Genomic DNA, 15,558 nt, shown 5'->3' with positions numbered 1-15,558 from the left:
TTATCGGAATAGTGTAATAATGTGATTAATCTAAAACGTTCGGCTGACATTGGATGAAATAAAATGTGTAAAAAGAAGGGCGTGACGATTGTGAACGACGGTTTTATCAAAACGAAAACACAGCAAAAAATAATGAAAAAATTAAAAGCCGTAACACCTCAGTTTGCGAAACGGGAACATGAGCTAACAGAAAAAGGCTCGTTTCCATTTGAAAATATTCAGGATTTAAAAGATATTGGCTATACGAGCATATCATTGCCGAAAGAGTTCGGGGGAGAAGAGATATCGTTATATGACTTTTTGCTATTCCAGGAACAAATTGCCCGGGGCTGCGGTTCAACGGCGTTATCGATCGGCTGGCATGTCGGCATTGTAATGGATCTGGCGGAAAATCGCACGTGGGAGCCGACAATGTTCTCCTATATTTGTGAACAAGTCAAAAAAGGGGCGCTATTGAATCGGGCGGCAACAGAGCGCCAGACGGGGAGCCCGACAAGAGGGGGGAAACCGGCAACTTCCGCCTCCAGAGACAAGGGCGGCTGGAGCATTTCAGGCCGGAAAACGTTCACGACCATGTCTCCTGTTTTAGACTATTTTCTTGTAACAGCATCCATTGAAGGGACCGATGAAGTGGGAGAATTCCTCATCCCAAAAACGGTTGAGGGCGTATCGATCGAAGAGACATGGGACAGTGTGGCGATGCGCGGGACGGCAAGCCATGATCTCGTCATGCATGAAGTAAAGATTCCTCAAGAATATTTAGTAGAAAAAAAGATTCCAGGAAAATCAAGCGCTAAAAACAGCGGCTGGCTCCTCCATATTCCAGCATGCTATTTAGGAATCGCGACAGCGGCCCGGAATTATTGCCTCGATTTTGCCGCCCATTACCAGCCAAACAGTTTAAAACATCCGATCGGCCAATTGCCGACGGTAGAGCAGGCGATCGGAAAAATGGAGCTGGAATTGATGCAAGCGCGGCATTTTCTTTATAGCGTCGCTGAAAAATACGATTCGGCAACCGACCGCAATGAACTAAAGCCCGAGCTGGCGGCTGCTAAATATATCGTTACCAATAGCGCGATCTCCATTGTCGATCACGCGATGCGAATTGTAGGCGCAAGAAGCTTGTCGGAGGCCAATCCTCTCCAACGCTATTACTTGAACGTTCGGGCAGGGCTTCATAATCCGCCAATGGACGATTCAACCCTTTCTTTATTGGCCAATCATGCATTAAAAACAGCAAACGAAAAACCCTTTGTTTCATTTTAATTCTGAAACAAAGGGTTTTCTTACGCTGGCTGCGATTATGCTTTTCTTACGTTGGCAGCTTGAGGCCCGCGTTGGCCTTCAGTCACATCAAAAGTAACCGCTTGACCTTCTTCTAATGTTTTAAAACCGTCACTTTGAATGGCTGAGAAATGAACGAATACATCATCACCATTTTCAACTTCGATGAAACCAAACCCTTTTTCCGCATTAAACCATTTTACTTTACCGTTTTGCATAAAAATAATTTCCTCCATTTAGGTACTCTTCAAGTACAAAATTTAACCAAATTACAAAATTACGAGTGTTCAAAAAGGGGGACAAACAGGCCAGGAAGTACGACTGACACCATCACATCCTGTGATAACATCGAACTGACTCACGTCCTGTGAGCCCCCGGACTTATTTGAACAACCTCTAATACGTTGGAAAAAGTAAAAAACCGTATTTATCATTCTACAACGTGCAGGGATTATAAAGTCGCTACACCTAAATGAAAATACGGTTTGCTCTTAAATCCATATATATTAATTAAGTAAAATGGTTAACTAATGATAACATGGAAAGAAACGATTGTAAAATAAATTTGCAAAATTTTTTTCAAAAAGCTATTTACATTGACGTTACGTAAAGGTGTAAAGTGGAATTGTCAGGAGGTTGAGAACATGGAATATACAGTGCAAAAGCTAGGAAAACTCGCAGGGGTCAGCACGAGGACTTTGCGGTATTATGATGAAATTGGGATTCTTAAGCCGGCGAGAATCAATTCGTCAGGGTATCGCATTTATGGGCAAAAAGAAGTCGATCTGCTGCAGCAAATTTTATTTTACAGAGAACTCGGTGTGAGCCTGGATCAAATAAAGAAAATTGTAACATCACCGTCGTTTGATCTAACCCATGCACTGAAAGAACATCGGGACAAACTTCTGGCAAAACGAGAACAATTGGATAAGCTGATTGCGAATGTTGATAAAACATTGGCTACGCGAGAAGGGAGAATGACAATGACGGATCAAGAAAAATTTGAAGGTTTCAAGCAAAAGCTGATTGATGAAAATGAAAAGATGTATGGCGAGGAAATCCGTTCGAAGTATGGGAATGAAGTTGTTGATCAGTCCAATCAAAAACTTAAAAACATGACGAAAGAGCAATATGCGGAAGTCGAAAAATTAAGCGAAGATATTTTGTCTACACTTAAAAAGGCATTTGCAACAGGTGACCCGGCTGGAGAGTTGGCCCAGAAGGCGGCGGATTTGCATCGCAGGTGGCTATTGTTTTATTGGGATGGCTACACAAAAGAAGCCCATGCCAGCGTCGCCCAAATGTATGTGGATGATGAAAGGTTTACTGCATACTATGATAAGGTGGGAACCGGAGCGGCTGAATTTTTGCGGGATGCCATTCACATCTATACAGGCATAAAAAAATAAGCGTTCCTTTTTAGTAACGGCCATTACCTTTAAAGGGGTAATGGCTGTTATTCATTTTTTCAAACGATGGTTATTGCCAGAATCAAAGTTTTATGATCTAAATATTTTTGTTTCCAATCCCATATTCTGAAATTTCGAAATTGACAAATGTTCCATTGTTTATGTACAAAGAACGCATAGCAATCGTTTTATGAATCAAAAGAAATCATTTCAACTTCGAAAGGGGAAGTTCAATGGGGGAGCAAAAAGATTATTTCCAGGACATTATGGAAAGAGAAAAAGGATTGAATCGAGGGTTGACGACTCGCCAACTCTCAATGATCGCAATCGGAGGCGCGATTGGAACAGGCTTGTTTCTGGGGAGCGGCCTTGCTATCCGTACAGCGGGACCGAGCGGCATTGTCAGCTATGCCATAGGAGCTGTCATTGCCCTTCTGCTTATGGGGTGTCTTGCGGAAATGACCGTCGCCTATCCTACTTCAGGATCTTTTGGCGCTTATGCGGAACGTTACATTAGCCCATGGGCGGGGTTTGCCGTCCGCTATTCGTATTGGTTTTGTCTCGTTTGTGCGGTAGGGACGGAAGTAACGGCTATTTCGATCTACATGAAGTATTGGTTTCCTTCCTTTCCCGGATGGATATGGGTTCTTCTATTTTCCGCCGTTTTGCTCTATGTAAACGCGACAAGCGTCAATTTATTTGGAAGTGTCGAGTATTGGTTTTCGATGATCAAAGTTATCGCGATTATCGGATTTATCGTCCTGGCTTGCATCGTTCTGTTTGGCTCGGGAAGGCATCCGGAAATGGGGCCGCAAAATTATACGAAAGCAGGCGGATTTTTTCCTAATGGATTCTGGGGAATGTGGATTGCCATTTTTCTTTCGCTTTTCAGCTATTTGAGTATTGAAATGATCGCGGTAAGCGCCGGGGAAGCGAAAGAGCCCGAGAAAGCCGTCCCTTTAGCGCTTAAGTCCGCTGTTTTCCGCCTTGTCCTGTTTTATCTTTTGACCCTTTCTCTCATGCTGATGATTGTCCCGTGGAAAGCTGCAGGCGGTGAAGAAAGCCCATTCGTTAAAGTAATGGAGCTCATCAATATTCCCGGTTCCGGAGGGATTATGAATTTTGTCATCCTAATCGCTGCTCTATCAGCCATGAATAGCCAGCTTTACATCTCAACGCGCATGATGTTTTCATTATCGCGTGCAGGATATGCCCCTCAAAGCTTCGGAATGCTGAGCAGGAAAGGCGTTCCCGTAATGGCGCTTGCCTTATCAACCATTGGGATTGCCATCGCTGCAATTTATACCATCGTTTCACCGGAGACAGCTTTCATGGGCATGATTTCCGTATCGAGTTTCGGGGCGATGTTTGCGTGGTTTATGATTTTTGTTACCCACCTTTTTTTCCGGCGAAGATGGAATCAGATGGGGGGAGGGAAACTGCCGGTTCGCATGATCGGGTACCCGTATTTAACGGTCATTGGAGCCGTGCTTTTGGCGCTCGTCGTTTTATCCACATGGTTTTCGCCTGATTTCAAGGCGACATTGACTCTTGGGTTCCCTTTCTTGATCGCGGTGACAATTGCCTATTTTATCTGGAAAAAAGTGAGCGGCAAACAGGCCCGGGACTTCAAGAAGAATCAGAGCGAAACGTTATAAATGTTCGAAAAAAAGCACCTGAAGAAGGTGCCAGTTGCGAATTTTGTATTTTGACTCAAGAAGTGAACCAGATGCTTGAAGCGTATGACCGCGTTTTTATCAACATTAGTCTAACGGAGCATGCCATTTTAAAGAAAAATGACAGGGGGATCAGGCGAAGAAATAACACTTGATCCTCCTTATTTTCCTCTCTAAACTAAAGAGCGTTTTCACCAGTTTTTCGAATGGGAATGTAGATATCGACCTGTGACTCTTCATTGTCTGCGCCTAAAAATCGTTTATCATAGATTTCAAAATCATCTCCTTGCACCAGCTCATATCCTGATTTCGGCAACCAGCTGCCATAAATGTAATCAAAAGCGTTTCCAAGTGAATCTAGCTTCCCTTTATGAGTGACAACTACATACTCCCTTTTAGGGATGGTCTTGCATACCATTCCTGCTGGCAGATCATAGACGCTGCTTACAGGAACGCATGCCATGTATGAAAAATCTTCATGAACGTGATTCGTGGCAAATTCACTTACTCCCATCATTAAATCGGGTGAAATTCTGTTTTTTATTTCTCCTACTCTTAAAAGAAACTCTTCCCAGAGGGCCGGAACTTTGCTCTCGGTCAACGTTGTTGAACAGGCTATACCAACCACTGTAAATTGATCTTTCACAACAATTTTTGGCTCCATTGCCATCCCTCCATTTAGATAGTGTAGCTTTTGCTCAGTGATTCGCTGTTTTTCTCTTATAAGTAATCTCTCGTTGTTTTGTCGGAATGATCCTGGCGTTACATGAAACATTTTTTTGAAAGCTCTAGTAAATGATTCATGAGTTTCAAACTGGTATTCAATCGCGATATCGACAAGTTTTTCTTTCGTATGAAGGATATCGTATGCCGCCTTTGTCAATCGTCTTCTTCGAATGTATTCAGATACCGATTCCTTCACATACGACTGGAAAATGCGATGGAAATGGTACATCGAATAGCCTGCAATCTTCGCGATGTCCTCCAGCGAAATTTCATTCTTCAAATTTTCCTCGATATAATCGATCACTTTCTGAATGCCTTCATAATACTTCATGTGTTCACCCGGCTCCCTTAGCTTTGATTCAAAGTATAACGGCGAAAGAGGTGTTGTTCTTGACTTTTTTTGCGGTTTTTCATTCTTCACTGATCTAACGAAGTGTACTTAAAACTGATATCAAAACGGTACGCTATTTTCCGAATATCCTGCACGGTTTCCTTTTTTGTATTTATTTTCTTGGATTCGTGATAGATATTAAAAAATCCTTTTCCTGTCTGAGTAGAAAAACCATACGATATCCGTTTCTCTTTATTTGGCAATCAGTTTATAAAAAAGTTATACTCGTAATAGACTGAATATTGGATAAAATGGTTTGCAATTAGCTCAGTGGGAGGAAATTAAATGAAGCCATTACGTGTTGGAATCATCGGCACAGGATTTGGTGCCGATGTGCATGCTCCGATCATGCAATCTCATCCGGGGTTTGACGTGATCTCCGTATGTAGTGTGGCAAGGGGAAACATTGGGAAAGTCCAAAAACAAACAGGGATAGAAAATATTTATATCGACTGGAAAGAAATGCTTGAAAAAGAACAATTGGATCTGGTTTCAATCGCAGCCATTCCTTCTTTGCATTGTGAAATGGCGGTCACGTCTTTTTCATACGGAGCCCATGTTTTATGTGAAAAGCCTATGGCTCTTAATCTAGATGAAACAAAAAAGATGATGCGCGCTCAAGAGAAATCGTCACGTTCAGGTTTTGTCAATTTTGAATGGCGATTTCTTTCAGCCAGACAAATTGTAAAAAAAATATTGAGCGAAGAGCAAATCGGTAAAGTCCTCCACATTGATTACGATATTAGTTTTCCGGGTTATCACGCACTAACGACTGAAAACATAGGATGGGCTGGCCAACAAAAAAATTTTGGCGGCATGTTAGGCGCGATGGGATCACATATGATAGATTCTATCCTCTGGTGGATGGACGAGGAGGTATCAACTTTGATTGCGCAGTTAAACGTACATATTCCTGAATTTACAGATGAACATGGAATTACAGAATATCGGGATGCAGACGATTCCTTCTTTATTAGTGGAAAGTTCAAGAGTGGGACAACGTTTAAAATGCAATTGATGAGTGCCGCCAACCATGGATTCGGGTCGGTTTTGAAAATCTATGGATCTAAAGGCACGGTTGTTTTAAATGATGATCAAATTGTTCAGCTAGGGTTTGAGAACCAGTCTTTAGAGAACATTGATATAGAAGACATTCAAGCACCGAAAGATATGCCATACACGGCTTCACGTTATTATCCCGCCTTTAAGCCATTTCTTGACAAACTATATGAAGCGATTGTGAGCAATAGAATAGATCCTGATTTGCCTACTTTTTCCGACGGCCATAAAACCCAGGCCATCCTGGATGCCGTTCGCCAATCATCCGATAAAGGGAAAAAAGTTACGTTATAAGAATGCCAATGCTGAAAACGTTCAAAAGAAATGGATACACGTCTTGAGTAAAGACTTTAGAAAAATGATTGAGGTGATGAAATGATTACCCATTTTGCAGATCTGGAATTAAACACAGTGTCCATACAGGGAGTGAAGCAATGTTACTTGAATCGTCTGAAGTTGCCTATTATCTATGAAACGGCGGATTTTATCCGGTTCCAGATCACCCCATTTACGACGTTAAGTTTTAAAGAAAGATATGAACCGATTGCTCCTGCACACTTAGCCTTTCAAGTTCCATATTCTCTGTTTGATAAGGTAGCGTCTTTTGTGCTGGAATCAGGCCTATTGGTATTAAGGCAAGAACACGGCCAATATATTGACGAAACCGATGGCAGGAAGAATATGTACTTTCGCGATGGAGATGGAAATCTTCTCGAAATCATTTCACATCAATACGTTTCAGAGCATGCATTGACTGCTTCCGGTAGCCTTAAAACACTATATCTAAGGGAAATCGGTTTTCCGGTCGATTTCGTTCCCGCTTTTCGCGATTGGCTAAAAAGCGGACTCGGAATGAAAACAGAAAAGGAAACGGACCTTTTTAACTTCGTCATAAGCGGAACGGCCCACGCTGTCGTTGTTTCCAAACAGAGGCCCTGGATTCCTATTGCTATGAAAGCGTTGCCCCCTCAAATGAAAGTGACATTCGGCACACCTGATAAGGAATATATCCACGAGGCAGCTGGGAAAATAGAAGGATCACGATTAGACTCAAACGAGCTTCACTTTTCAAAAGAAACTTACAATTTTTCGATCAAACATACCCCGGATTTTAAAGCCTCATTCATCCCGGGATTGAATTTGCCCAGCCTCAATTCATTCCAATGACCTTAATGAGGATATTCAGTAAATCCTGGAATGACGCTTTTTCCATCCAGTTGGAAAGGCGTCTTTTCAAGTTGCCCGGGCAAAGTGAAGAAGCGGTCATAAAAAAGCGGGGCATGTTCATACTAAGGTTGGAGGTATACATCATGAAACTTTCATGGATTACTGGACTTCTTTTACTTATCCAACCCCTTAATCATTCTGACAGTTTAACATTAACCCAACATGGCAAGACGATTGCGGTCGTTCATCGGACGGATTTCACGATGCCACTTCCCGGCACACCGATAATGAATGCGGAAAAATACAATCAATTTATTAACCAGCTTGATCAGAAAACATATGAAGCGCCAGTCAATGCGAGGATAAATGATCAAGGAACTATTATCCAGGGCAAGACAGGGCACAGGCTTGATCGGGTTTCATTTAAAGAGCAATTTTATGCTTACTTTTTTGGCAAGGGACCTTCTAAAATCGAAATTCCGGAGATGAATGTTTATCCCCGTGTGGATAGCGAGCTGCTGGCACATATTCGCGTCAAACAGATCGGCCAATACGTGACCTATTTTAACGCTCGTAATCAAAGCCGCGCACACAACATTTCCCTCGCGGCTCAAGCTATTAACAATTATGTCGTGTTTCCGAACGAAACGTTTTCCTTTAATCAGGTGGTTGGAATAAGAACCGCGGAAAAGGGATATAAGCGCGCCCCCGTCATCGTAAAAGGAGAGCTGTCAGAAGGAATTGGCGGAGGAATTTGCCAGGTGTCATCAACGTTGTTTAATGCTGTTGACCGTGCGGGTCTGCGAATTGTTGAACGCTTTTCCCATAGCAGGAGCGTCCCATATGTTCCGCCTGGCCGAGATGCTACAGTAAGCTGGTACGGGCCTGATTTTCGCTTTCAAAACAAATACAACCAGCCGATTTTAATCCGGGCAAAAAAATACGGAGGCAGCATGGTTGTTATGCTTTATTCTTCGGATGTCATTAATTACGAGCCGCGTAAAGTTCCGGGCGTTTCAACCCGTGCCAAAAGAAATTAATGTCAGGACATTCCCCCAAAATTTTTATAAAGAACCCGAAAAAACGATGCCCTGAATTTTCGGGTTTTTATTACGCCCAGCTCTATGAAAAATCAGCGGCAAGTAAAGGCAAAAAAAGAGCCGTTTCTAACGACCTGATTTAGTCTGACCCGTGTTCTTTTACCGTCTTTTCAGCTTCCTGCAAGGTTTCGCCAGCTTGCGGAACGGCATGCACGCCATCTTTAGCCAGCTTCTGAATCAACCAGATGGGAAAAGTAATCTCGTGAATGCCAGTTCCGCTTCCGCCGTTTTCGTGATTAACGCCGGTATGGTGCTCCTGGCAAAGAACCATCATATTTCGTATATCATCTACAGACGTTATCGGCTGGTTTTTGAGCAAACGGCCATACCCATAAACGTCAAACATTTCAAGAAATTCTTTCAGTTTTGCGAAGTCTCCGATGTTGGCGAGGCTCCATTCAAGGCCGACGTGATGCACATGCAGATTCTCTTGCGATCCACACATCCAGCATCTATAATGACCGTCTTCTTTCAGCCTTTTCTTTGATTTTCGGAACTCTGCGGATTCCGTTCGTTCTACATGCTCTGGAACAATGACAACTTCCTTCAAGTGCCTTGTGATGATATGTTCATTTATGTTATCCACTAAAAGATCACCTCGATTCTAGCAATCTCTTATATTGTATTCAAGTTATCAATCTCTTGTTTCAAGGCAATCGCTCAAAGTAGATTCTTTTTTGTAACCATTGAAAAAAATGAAACCTTTTACGCTTTAAACCGTATATATAATAGAGAGACGAGGGAAGAGGCGCTTTGCCAAAAGGTTCCGGGGATTTCAGAAAAGAAGTCCTTTTACAGTTGCAGAATTTTCTATTTTAGGACTTCCTAGAGAATAGATCTAAATAAAGGAATTCTAAAATAGGAACATTCTCGTTTGCGTCGGTCATAAGTGCGGGGACACATGATGAATGAAGCAGATTGAAATAGAACAGAATCTGAGTTGGCAGAAAGCACCTTTAAACGACAACATTCCCTCTGTTTCGAGAAAACATTTATAGAAGAGAGGGATCCTATGGAACTAGTAAAATCACAGCTGCAGCATCAACGATTGCCTAAGCTTCAAATCGCAAAACGGGCCATTGCCATTATTTTAGGCGCCCTTTTCATGGCAACCGGACTTGAAATCTTTCTCGTGCCGAACAGCGTCATCGACGGAGGGATCACCGGCATTTCAATTATGCTTTCCCATCTGTCGGGCTTGCCGCTGGGATTATTTATTTTCTTGCTCAACCTTCCATTTTTCTTCCTCGGACGAAAGCAAATTGGGAAAACCTTCGCGATATCCACCCTTTTTGGAATTATCGTTTAATCTTTTTTTACATCATTATTTCATCCGATTCCCGCATTTACGGATGATATTTTGCTTGCCACTATCTTTGGCGGGATGGTACTTGGCATAGGCGTAGGGCTTGTCATCCGCTTTGGAGGGGCACTGGATGGCACTGAGATACTTGCCATTCTTATTAATAAAAACGTTCCTTTTTCGGTTGGAGAAATCATTATGTTCTTCAACGTGTTCATTTTAGGCGCTGCTGGCTTTGTATTCAGCTGGGATCGGGCAATGTACTCCATTTTAGCGTACGTAATCGCCTATAAAACCATCGATGTCGTTGTCCAGGGGCTTGATGAATCAAAATCGGCATGGATCATCAGCGACAAACATCGCGAAATTGGAGACGTTATTATGGCCCGTCTTGGGCGCGGCGTAACTTATTTACAAGGAGAAGGCGCATATACGGGGGATGATAAAAAGGTTGTCTTTTGCGTCATTACCCGCCTTGAAGAAGCAAAGCTGAAAACGATCGTCGAAGAAATTGACCCATCCGCGTTTCTTGCCGTAGCCGACATCGCGGAAGTCCGCGGAGGCCGGTTTAAGAAGAAGGATATTCATTAATTCACTCCATAAATAGAAGCAACGGTGCAAATGCCGTTGCTTCTTTTTCAAGTCGTTATTTTTCCAGGCTCAATTGCCACGAAACGCCAAACTTATCATTGACCCAGCCAAACTTTTTGCTGAATGGGTATTCGGCGAGTGGCATGAGAACTGCACCATCTTTAGATAACTCCTCAAACAATCGATCAATCTCTTCTTCCGTTTCGCAAGTGACAAATAAGGAAACGGCAGGAGTGAATGTCCATTCATGTTCAATAGGGGAATCAATGCACATAAACGTTTGTCCATTCAGTGAAAAAACGGCCTGCATTACAGTTCCCTCTTTGCCCGGCACCTCCTCTCCATAGCGGGTAATGCTGACGATTTCTGAACGATCAAACGAGGAAGTGTAGTAATTCATCGCTTCCTCAGCTTGTCCCGTAAACGTTAAAAACGTCGTAATTTTTTGGTTTGAGATTTTCATGTTCAGTTTCCACCTTATTTATGACTTAAACTACCATTTGGTTAACTATATAAAATAATGAGCATATATACAAATGATCGGTTCATATTAGATGCAAACGTCGTTACTGATGGTTGAACTACATCCGGTGTATAATGATTAAAAAACGCATTGGGGAGAAGGAGACATGGACTTTCGAAGCGATACGGTAACGAAGCCGACTAAAGAAATGAGAGAAGCGATGATGAATGCCGAAGTTGGAGATGACGTGTATGGGGAAGACCCGACCGTTAACCGATTGGAGAAACTTGCAGCCGAGATTCTCGGGAAAGAAGATGCGCTATTTGTCACAAGTGGCACCCAGGGGAATCAAGTTGCCATTTTGACTCATTGCCAGCCGGGGGATGAAGTGATTCTTGAAGCAGAATCCCATATTTTTTTATATGAGGCGGGGGCCGCGTCAGCTCTTGCCGGCGTTCAAACAAGACCAATACAAGGGACAAGAGGAGCGATGGACCCATCTGAAGTGAAAAAAGCGATCCGCGGCGAGGATATCCATCATCCCGAAACAGGGTTGATTTGTTTGGAAAATACGCATAATAAAGCGGGCGGTAAAATTATTCCGATCCAGACAATGAAAGAGATATACGAGATTGCCCGAGAAAAAGATGTTCCGGTCCATCTTGATGGGGCAAGGCTGTTTAATGCCGCAGTAGCTTCGGGTATACCAGTTAAAGAGTTTTCGAAGTATACCGACACCGTGCAAATTTGTTTATCGAAAGGGTTGTCAGCACCCGTCGGATCCATTTTGGCTGGAAGCAAATCATTCATTCAAAAAGCGCGCAAATGGAGAAAGCGTCTCGGAGGCGGATTGCGCCAGGTCGGTGTACTAGCGGCTCCGGGAATTGTCGCTCTGGAAAAAATGGTCGATCGGCTGGCAGAGGACCACGCGAATGCCCGTCAGTTTGCGGAAGGATTATCCGCTATTCCCGGTATTACGATCGATGTCGACGGCGTTGAAACGAATATCATTCTTTGCGATATAAGGGAAACTGGACTATCAAACGAACAATTTTTAACAAAATTAAAGGAAGCTGGCATTTTGGCAGGACCATTTGATGATGGAATCATTCGTTTTGTCACCCATCGGGAAGTGACAAATGAAATGGTGCAAACGGCGATAGAGCGAATCGCTCAAATTATAGCAGGGAAATAAGGCAAACAGGAAGTCGGCGACCGGCTTTCTGCTTTTTTATGCGGCTATTTTGCAGGGCCCTGGCATACCGAATTGAAAGATAACGCACCGAAAATGAAAGATACCGATCCCTAATGAATTGATAAATGCAAGATTAAGTGATTGCTCGGCACTATTGATAGATAATGAGTCCGAATTGAAAGATAACGATCTTGAATAAATCGATAAATGCAGGATTAAGTGATTGCTCGGCACTATTGATTGATAACGAGTCTGAATTGAAAGATAACACACCGAAATTGAAAGATACGGCTCCCGAATGAATCGATAAATGCAGGGTTGAGTGATTGCTTGGCACAATTGATTGAAAACGCTCCTGAATTGAAAGATAACGCACCGAAATTGAAAGATACCGATCCCTAATGAATTGATAAATGCAAAATTAAGTGATTGCTCGACACTATTGATAGATAATGAGCCCGAATTGAAAGATAACGCACCGAAATTGAAAGATAACGAGCTCGAATGAATGGATAAATGCAGGATTAAGTGATTGCTCCGCTTAATTAATTGATAACGAGTCTGAATTGAAAGATAACACACCGAAATTGAAAGATACGGCTCCCGAATGAATGGATAAATGCAGGATTAAGAAATTGCTCGGCACTATTGATAGATAATGAGTCCGAATTGAAAGATAACGCATCGAAAATGAAAGATAACGATCTCGAATGAATCGATAAACGCAGGATTAAGAAATTGCTCGGCACAATTGATTGATAACGAGCCCGAATTGAAAGATAACACATCGAAAATGAAAGATAACGATCTCGAATGAATCGATAAACGCAGGATTAAGAAATTGCTTGGCACAATTGATTGATAACGAGCCCGAATTGAAAGATAACACACCGAAAATGAAAGATACCGATCTCGAATAAATAGATAAACACGCGAGATTAAGAAATTGCTCTCCCTAATCGATTATTTATTTTTTTAAGGAAAAATAAAGTATTTCTGAATGCTGATCGCTTTTCACATGTGCTACTCTAATAGTAAAAAGAGGAGAGGGTGTTTGGAGTGGGAGACAATAAAAACAGATTCAAATTGATTGCGCTTGATATGGATGGAACATTGCTGAATGATCATTCGGAGGTATCGGAAGGAAACAGGAAGGCGATCGCAGAGGCGCAGGAAAGAGGAGTGCACGTTGTCCTGAGCACGGGAAGAACGTTAACGACATGCCGGGATTATGCCCAATCCCTTAAGCTTTCTTCCTATCTTGTCACTGTCAATGGAAGCGAAATATGGGATAACAATGGAAATTTGATCGAGAGAAATGTGATTGAATTTGATCATATACAGGCCATGCTGGAACTGTCAAAAACACATCAAACCAAGTTTTGGGCGGTTTCAACAGATAACGTTTGGCGTGATGAGTTTCCGGAAAATTGCGCGGATCTTGAATGGCTGAAATTCGGGTTTAACGTCGTGGATGATGAAATACGAGAAACGATTTTAGGGGAACTCAGAAAAAATGACGCGCTTGAAATCAGCAACTCCAGCCTGACGAATATTGAATTGAATGCGTTCGGGATCAATAAGGCGAGGGGGTTGAAGAGAGTCTGTAAGGAGCTGGGGATCACAATGGATGAAGTGATCGCCATGGGGGACAGCCTGAATGATATTGCGATGATCACCGAAGCGGGCCTTGGTGTCGCGATGGGCAACGCGCAGGATATGGTGAAAGAAGCGGCAGATTGGATTACCGGGACAAATGAAGAAGACGGCGTGGCCAAGGCCATCCGGCATTGGGTTCTAGATTGAGAATAGATCTAAAGCATTGACAATGAAGTTTGATTATATGGAACTAAACTAAAGAACGCCTGTTTGAAATAAGGTCAAACGGGCGTTCTAACTTTATTGTGGCGGCAGCGGCTAGACATCAGGATTAAATGAATCATGCTACTCTTTTTGTTTTTCATTTATATATGTCCCGCCATGGTAACAAAAATAGTTTCTGGCATTGAGGTTAACCAGTTTTTCTAAAGACTTTGTTGCATCTGTAAGGTTTAGCGCAAATTGGGGATTGGCTACGCTCAATTTTTCATTTTCAACTACCGCGGCATCGCCGGTGATGACTGTATCCAATTTTTCATTATAGATGGATATATGGCCCGGGGTATGGCCGGGAGTTGATAGAATTTTACACCCTCCAGCCCATTCGAAATGATCGCCGTCTTTGACGGCAATATCAACCGGTACGTGTTTTATTTTTTTTAAGTTCTCAATAAATGCCAATCCGAAATCTTTCTCTTCTTCGGGCAAATGATTCAACATTTCTTCAGCCTGGATCAAGCGCAGGGATTTCTTTTTTCCGGAAATGTAGTCTTTTTCGATATCGCTTGCTAAGACTTTAATGCCGGGGTATTTTTTCTTAAATTCATATAATGCGCCCATATGGTCATCGTCATGATGAGTGATAAGCACCTTCGTTACGGATTCAGGTGAAACTCCTTTATTTTCAAGTTCTTTTTCCAAAATTGGGAGCATATTGGGATACCCGCAATCAACCAAAATAATCTCCTTTTCATCTTTAATTACCGAAGGATGTATAACCATCTCCATGTCATTGTAGTTGAATTTCAAATCCAATTGGATGATTTCCATATATCAGAGTCCTCCTTATTAGATACTATCTTAAGTATACTTGAGATCAAAGCGAGGGCAGCTTCTTTTTTCGTTAATTCGTCTATCAGAAGAATTTTTCATTTTAGGTTAGCATGAAGGAGTATTCGCGGTAATTATCGAAAGTACCTATTATGAATCTCAAGGAGCTGGAGGACAACACTATGGCAAAAGGCGAGGCCGCTGAAAAACTAAGGTGTTTTTTTAATTCATTCTTTACATAAGAAAAAAAGCCGATTTTTTTACTAATTTTAATGTAAAAAAGTCGGCTTTTTTATTCTTTTTTGCGGGCTGTTTTTCTGTTTTATGGGTTCATTAGTTTTATTATCCTCTTAAGATTTACGGTAAATATGGTCGTGGCACTTTGTATTTCCATGCCAAAAAGACCCGAGGATTTTGCGTTTTTATACCCGTGTCTGTTTTTTAATTCACTATTTTTTGCTTCAATTTTGTAGCGTTCTTTGGATTTTTCTTTGAAATAGTCGCTTTCTTGGAACTTTACCTGTTCAAGGTGTTCTCCTGAT

At 42.1% G+C, this 15,558-nt stretch carries 12 protein-coding genes and 3 pseudogenes; 9 read left to right on the top strand and 6 right to left on the bottom strand.

Annotated features, from left to right (window positions below; genetic code table 11):
• Window positions 1-63: 63 nt before the first annotated feature.
• Entirely contained in the window at window positions 64-1,269 is a 1,206-nt protein-coding gene (locus H538_RS0112920) for an acyl-CoA dehydrogenase family protein (RefSeq protein WP_051291475.1), read from the top strand.
• A gap of 35 nt (window positions 1,270-1,304) precedes the next feature.
• On the opposite strand, the gene H538_RS0112915 is transcribed toward H538_RS0112920, so the two are convergent.
• Window positions 1,305-1,505: a cold-shock protein gene (locus H538_RS0112915; RefSeq protein ID WP_026677963.1), complete on the bottom strand. Its 201-nt coding sequence runs from the start codon at window positions 1,503-1,505 to the stop codon at window positions 1,305-1,307.
• A gap of 426 nt (window positions 1,506-1,931) precedes the next feature.
• On the opposite strand from H538_RS0112915, the gene H538_RS0112910 reads away from it, so the two are divergent.
• Both H538_RS0112910 and H538_RS0112905 read left to right on the top strand, forming a co-directional pair.
• On the top strand, window positions 1,932-2,696 hold the full coding sequence (locus tag H538_RS0112910) for a MerR family transcriptional regulator (protein ID WP_026677962.1): 765 nt from the start codon (window positions 1,932-1,934) through the stop codon (window positions 2,694-2,696).
• 233 nt (window positions 2,697-2,929) lie between these two features.
• Entirely contained in the window at window positions 2,930-4,354 is a 1,425-nt protein-coding gene (locus H538_RS0112905) for an amino acid permease (RefSeq protein ID WP_026677961.1), read from the top strand.
• A gap of 196 nt (window positions 4,355-4,550) precedes the next feature.
• On the opposite strand, the gene H538_RS0112900 is transcribed toward H538_RS0112905, so the two are convergent.
• Window positions 4,551-5,429, bottom strand: a complete 879-nt coding sequence (locus tag H538_RS0112900) for an AraC family transcriptional regulator (protein WP_026677960.1) — start codon at window positions 5,427-5,429, stop codon at window positions 4,551-4,553.
• A gap of 345 nt (window positions 5,430-5,774) precedes the next feature.
• Between H538_RS0112900 and H538_RS0112895 the strand changes: the two genes are divergently transcribed.
• The 3 genes and pseudogenes from H538_RS0112895 to H538_RS0112885 all read left to right on the top strand — a co-directional run bounded on the left by H538_RS0112895 (window position 5,775) and on the right by H538_RS0112885 (window position 8,810).
• Entirely contained in the window at window positions 5,775-6,842 is a 1,068-nt protein-coding gene (locus H538_RS0112895; RefSeq protein WP_026677959.1) for a Gfo/Idh/MocA family protein, read from the top strand.
• Window positions 6,843-6,923: 81 nt separating this feature from the next.
• The gene (locus H538_RS0112890) at window positions 6,924-7,715 is read left to right on the top strand and encodes a VOC family protein (RefSeq protein WP_026677958.1); all 792 of its coding nucleotides are present in this window, start codon (window positions 6,924-6,926) and stop codon (window positions 7,713-7,715) included.
• 143 nt (window positions 7,716-7,858) lie between these two features.
• Window positions 7,859-8,810, top strand: a pseudogene (locus H538_RS0112885) (VanW family protein).
• Between the two features lie 84 nt (window positions 8,811-8,894).
• Here the strand turns inward: H538_RS0112885 and H538_RS23845 are convergent.
• The gene (locus tag H538_RS23845; RefSeq protein ID WP_035350825.1) at window positions 8,895-9,401 is read right to left on the bottom strand and encodes a hypothetical protein; all 507 of its coding nucleotides are present in this window, start codon (window positions 9,399-9,401) and stop codon (window positions 8,895-8,897) included.
• A 426-nt stretch (window positions 9,402-9,827) separates the two neighbouring features.
• Between H538_RS23845 and H538_RS23840 the strand changes: the two are divergent.
• Window positions 9,828-10,709: pseudogene (locus tag H538_RS23840) on the top strand (YitT family protein).
• Window positions 10,710-10,764: 55 nt separating this feature from the next.
• Here H538_RS23840 and H538_RS0112865 read toward each other — a convergent pair.
• Window positions 10,765-11,172: a VOC family protein gene (locus H538_RS0112865; protein ID WP_026677956.1), complete on the bottom strand. Its 408-nt coding sequence runs from the start codon at window positions 11,170-11,172 to the stop codon at window positions 10,765-10,767.
• A 157-nt stretch (window positions 11,173-11,329) separates the two neighbouring features.
• On the opposite strand from H538_RS0112865, the pseudogene ltaE reads away from it, so the two are divergent.
• Window positions 11,330-12,367 (top strand): annotated as a pseudogene (ltaE, locus tag H538_RS0112860) (low-specificity L-threonine aldolase); the annotation flags it as partial.
• A 1,059-nt stretch (window positions 12,368-13,426) separates the two neighbouring features.
• Window positions 13,427-14,173, top strand: a complete 747-nt coding sequence (locus tag H538_RS0112855) for a Cof-type HAD-IIB family hydrolase (RefSeq protein ID WP_035350822.1) — start codon at window positions 13,427-13,429, stop codon at window positions 14,171-14,173.
• Between the two features lie 138 nt (window positions 14,174-14,311).
• Here the strand turns inward: H538_RS0112855 and H538_RS0112850 are convergent, their stop codons facing one another.
• Both H538_RS0112850 and H538_RS0112845 read right to left on the bottom strand, forming a co-directional pair.
• Window positions 14,312-15,016: an MBL fold metallo-hydrolase gene (locus tag H538_RS0112850; protein WP_026677953.1), complete on the bottom strand. Its 705-nt coding sequence runs from the start codon at window positions 15,014-15,016 to the stop codon at window positions 14,312-14,314.
• Window positions 15,017-15,338: 322 nt separating this feature from the next.
• Window positions 15,339-15,558, bottom strand: a 220-nt coding sequence (locus tag H538_RS0112845; protein WP_026677952.1) for a transposase, incomplete at its 5' end; no start/stop codon positions are given.

The organism is Fictibacillus gelatini DSM 15865 (assembly GCF_000430745.1).
GTDB lineage: Bacteria > Bacillota > Bacilli > Bacillales > Fictibacillaceae > Fictibacillus_A > Fictibacillus_A gelatini.
The sequence above is the reverse complement of the archived record's forward strand: the minus strand, read 5'-3'. Positions and strand labels throughout refer to the sequence as shown.

What these genes read in the sequence shown, in the direction of transcription:
- H538_RS0112890 (WP_026677958.1), top strand. Translation starts at nt 6,924, where the DNA reads ATGATTACCCATTTTGCAGATCTGGAATTAAACACAGTGTCCATACAG.
- H538_RS0112895 (WP_026677959.1), top strand. Translation starts at nt 5,775, where the DNA reads ATGAAGCCATTACGTGTTGGAATCATCGGCACAGGATTTGGTGCCGAT.
- H538_RS0112905 (WP_026677961.1), top strand. Translation starts at nt 2,930, where the DNA reads ATGGGGGAGCAAAAAGATTATTTCCAGGACATTATGGAAAGAGAAAAA.
- H538_RS0112865 (WP_026677956.1), bottom strand. Translation starts at nt 11,172, where the DNA reads ATGAAAATCTCAAACCAAAAAATTACGACGTTTTTAACGTTTACGGGA.
- H538_RS0112900 (WP_026677960.1), bottom strand. Translation starts at nt 5,429, where the DNA reads ATGAAGTATTATGAAGGCATTCAGAAAGTGATCGATTATATCGAGGAA.
- H538_RS0112915 (WP_026677963.1), bottom strand. Translation starts at nt 1,505, where the DNA reads ATGCAAAACGGTAAAGTAAAATGGTTTAATGCGGAAAAAGGGTTTGGT.
- H538_RS0112920 (WP_051291475.1), top strand. Translation starts at nt 64, where the DNA reads ATGTGTAAAAAGAAGGGCGTGACGATTGTGAACGACGGTTTTATCAAA.
- H538_RS0112910 (WP_026677962.1), top strand. Translation starts at nt 1,932, where the DNA reads ATGGAATATACAGTGCAAAAGCTAGGAAAACTCGCAGGGGTCAGCACG.
- H538_RS0112850 (WP_026677953.1), bottom strand. Translation starts at nt 15,016, where the DNA reads ATGGAAATCATCCAATTGGATTTGAAATTCAACTACAATGACATGGAG.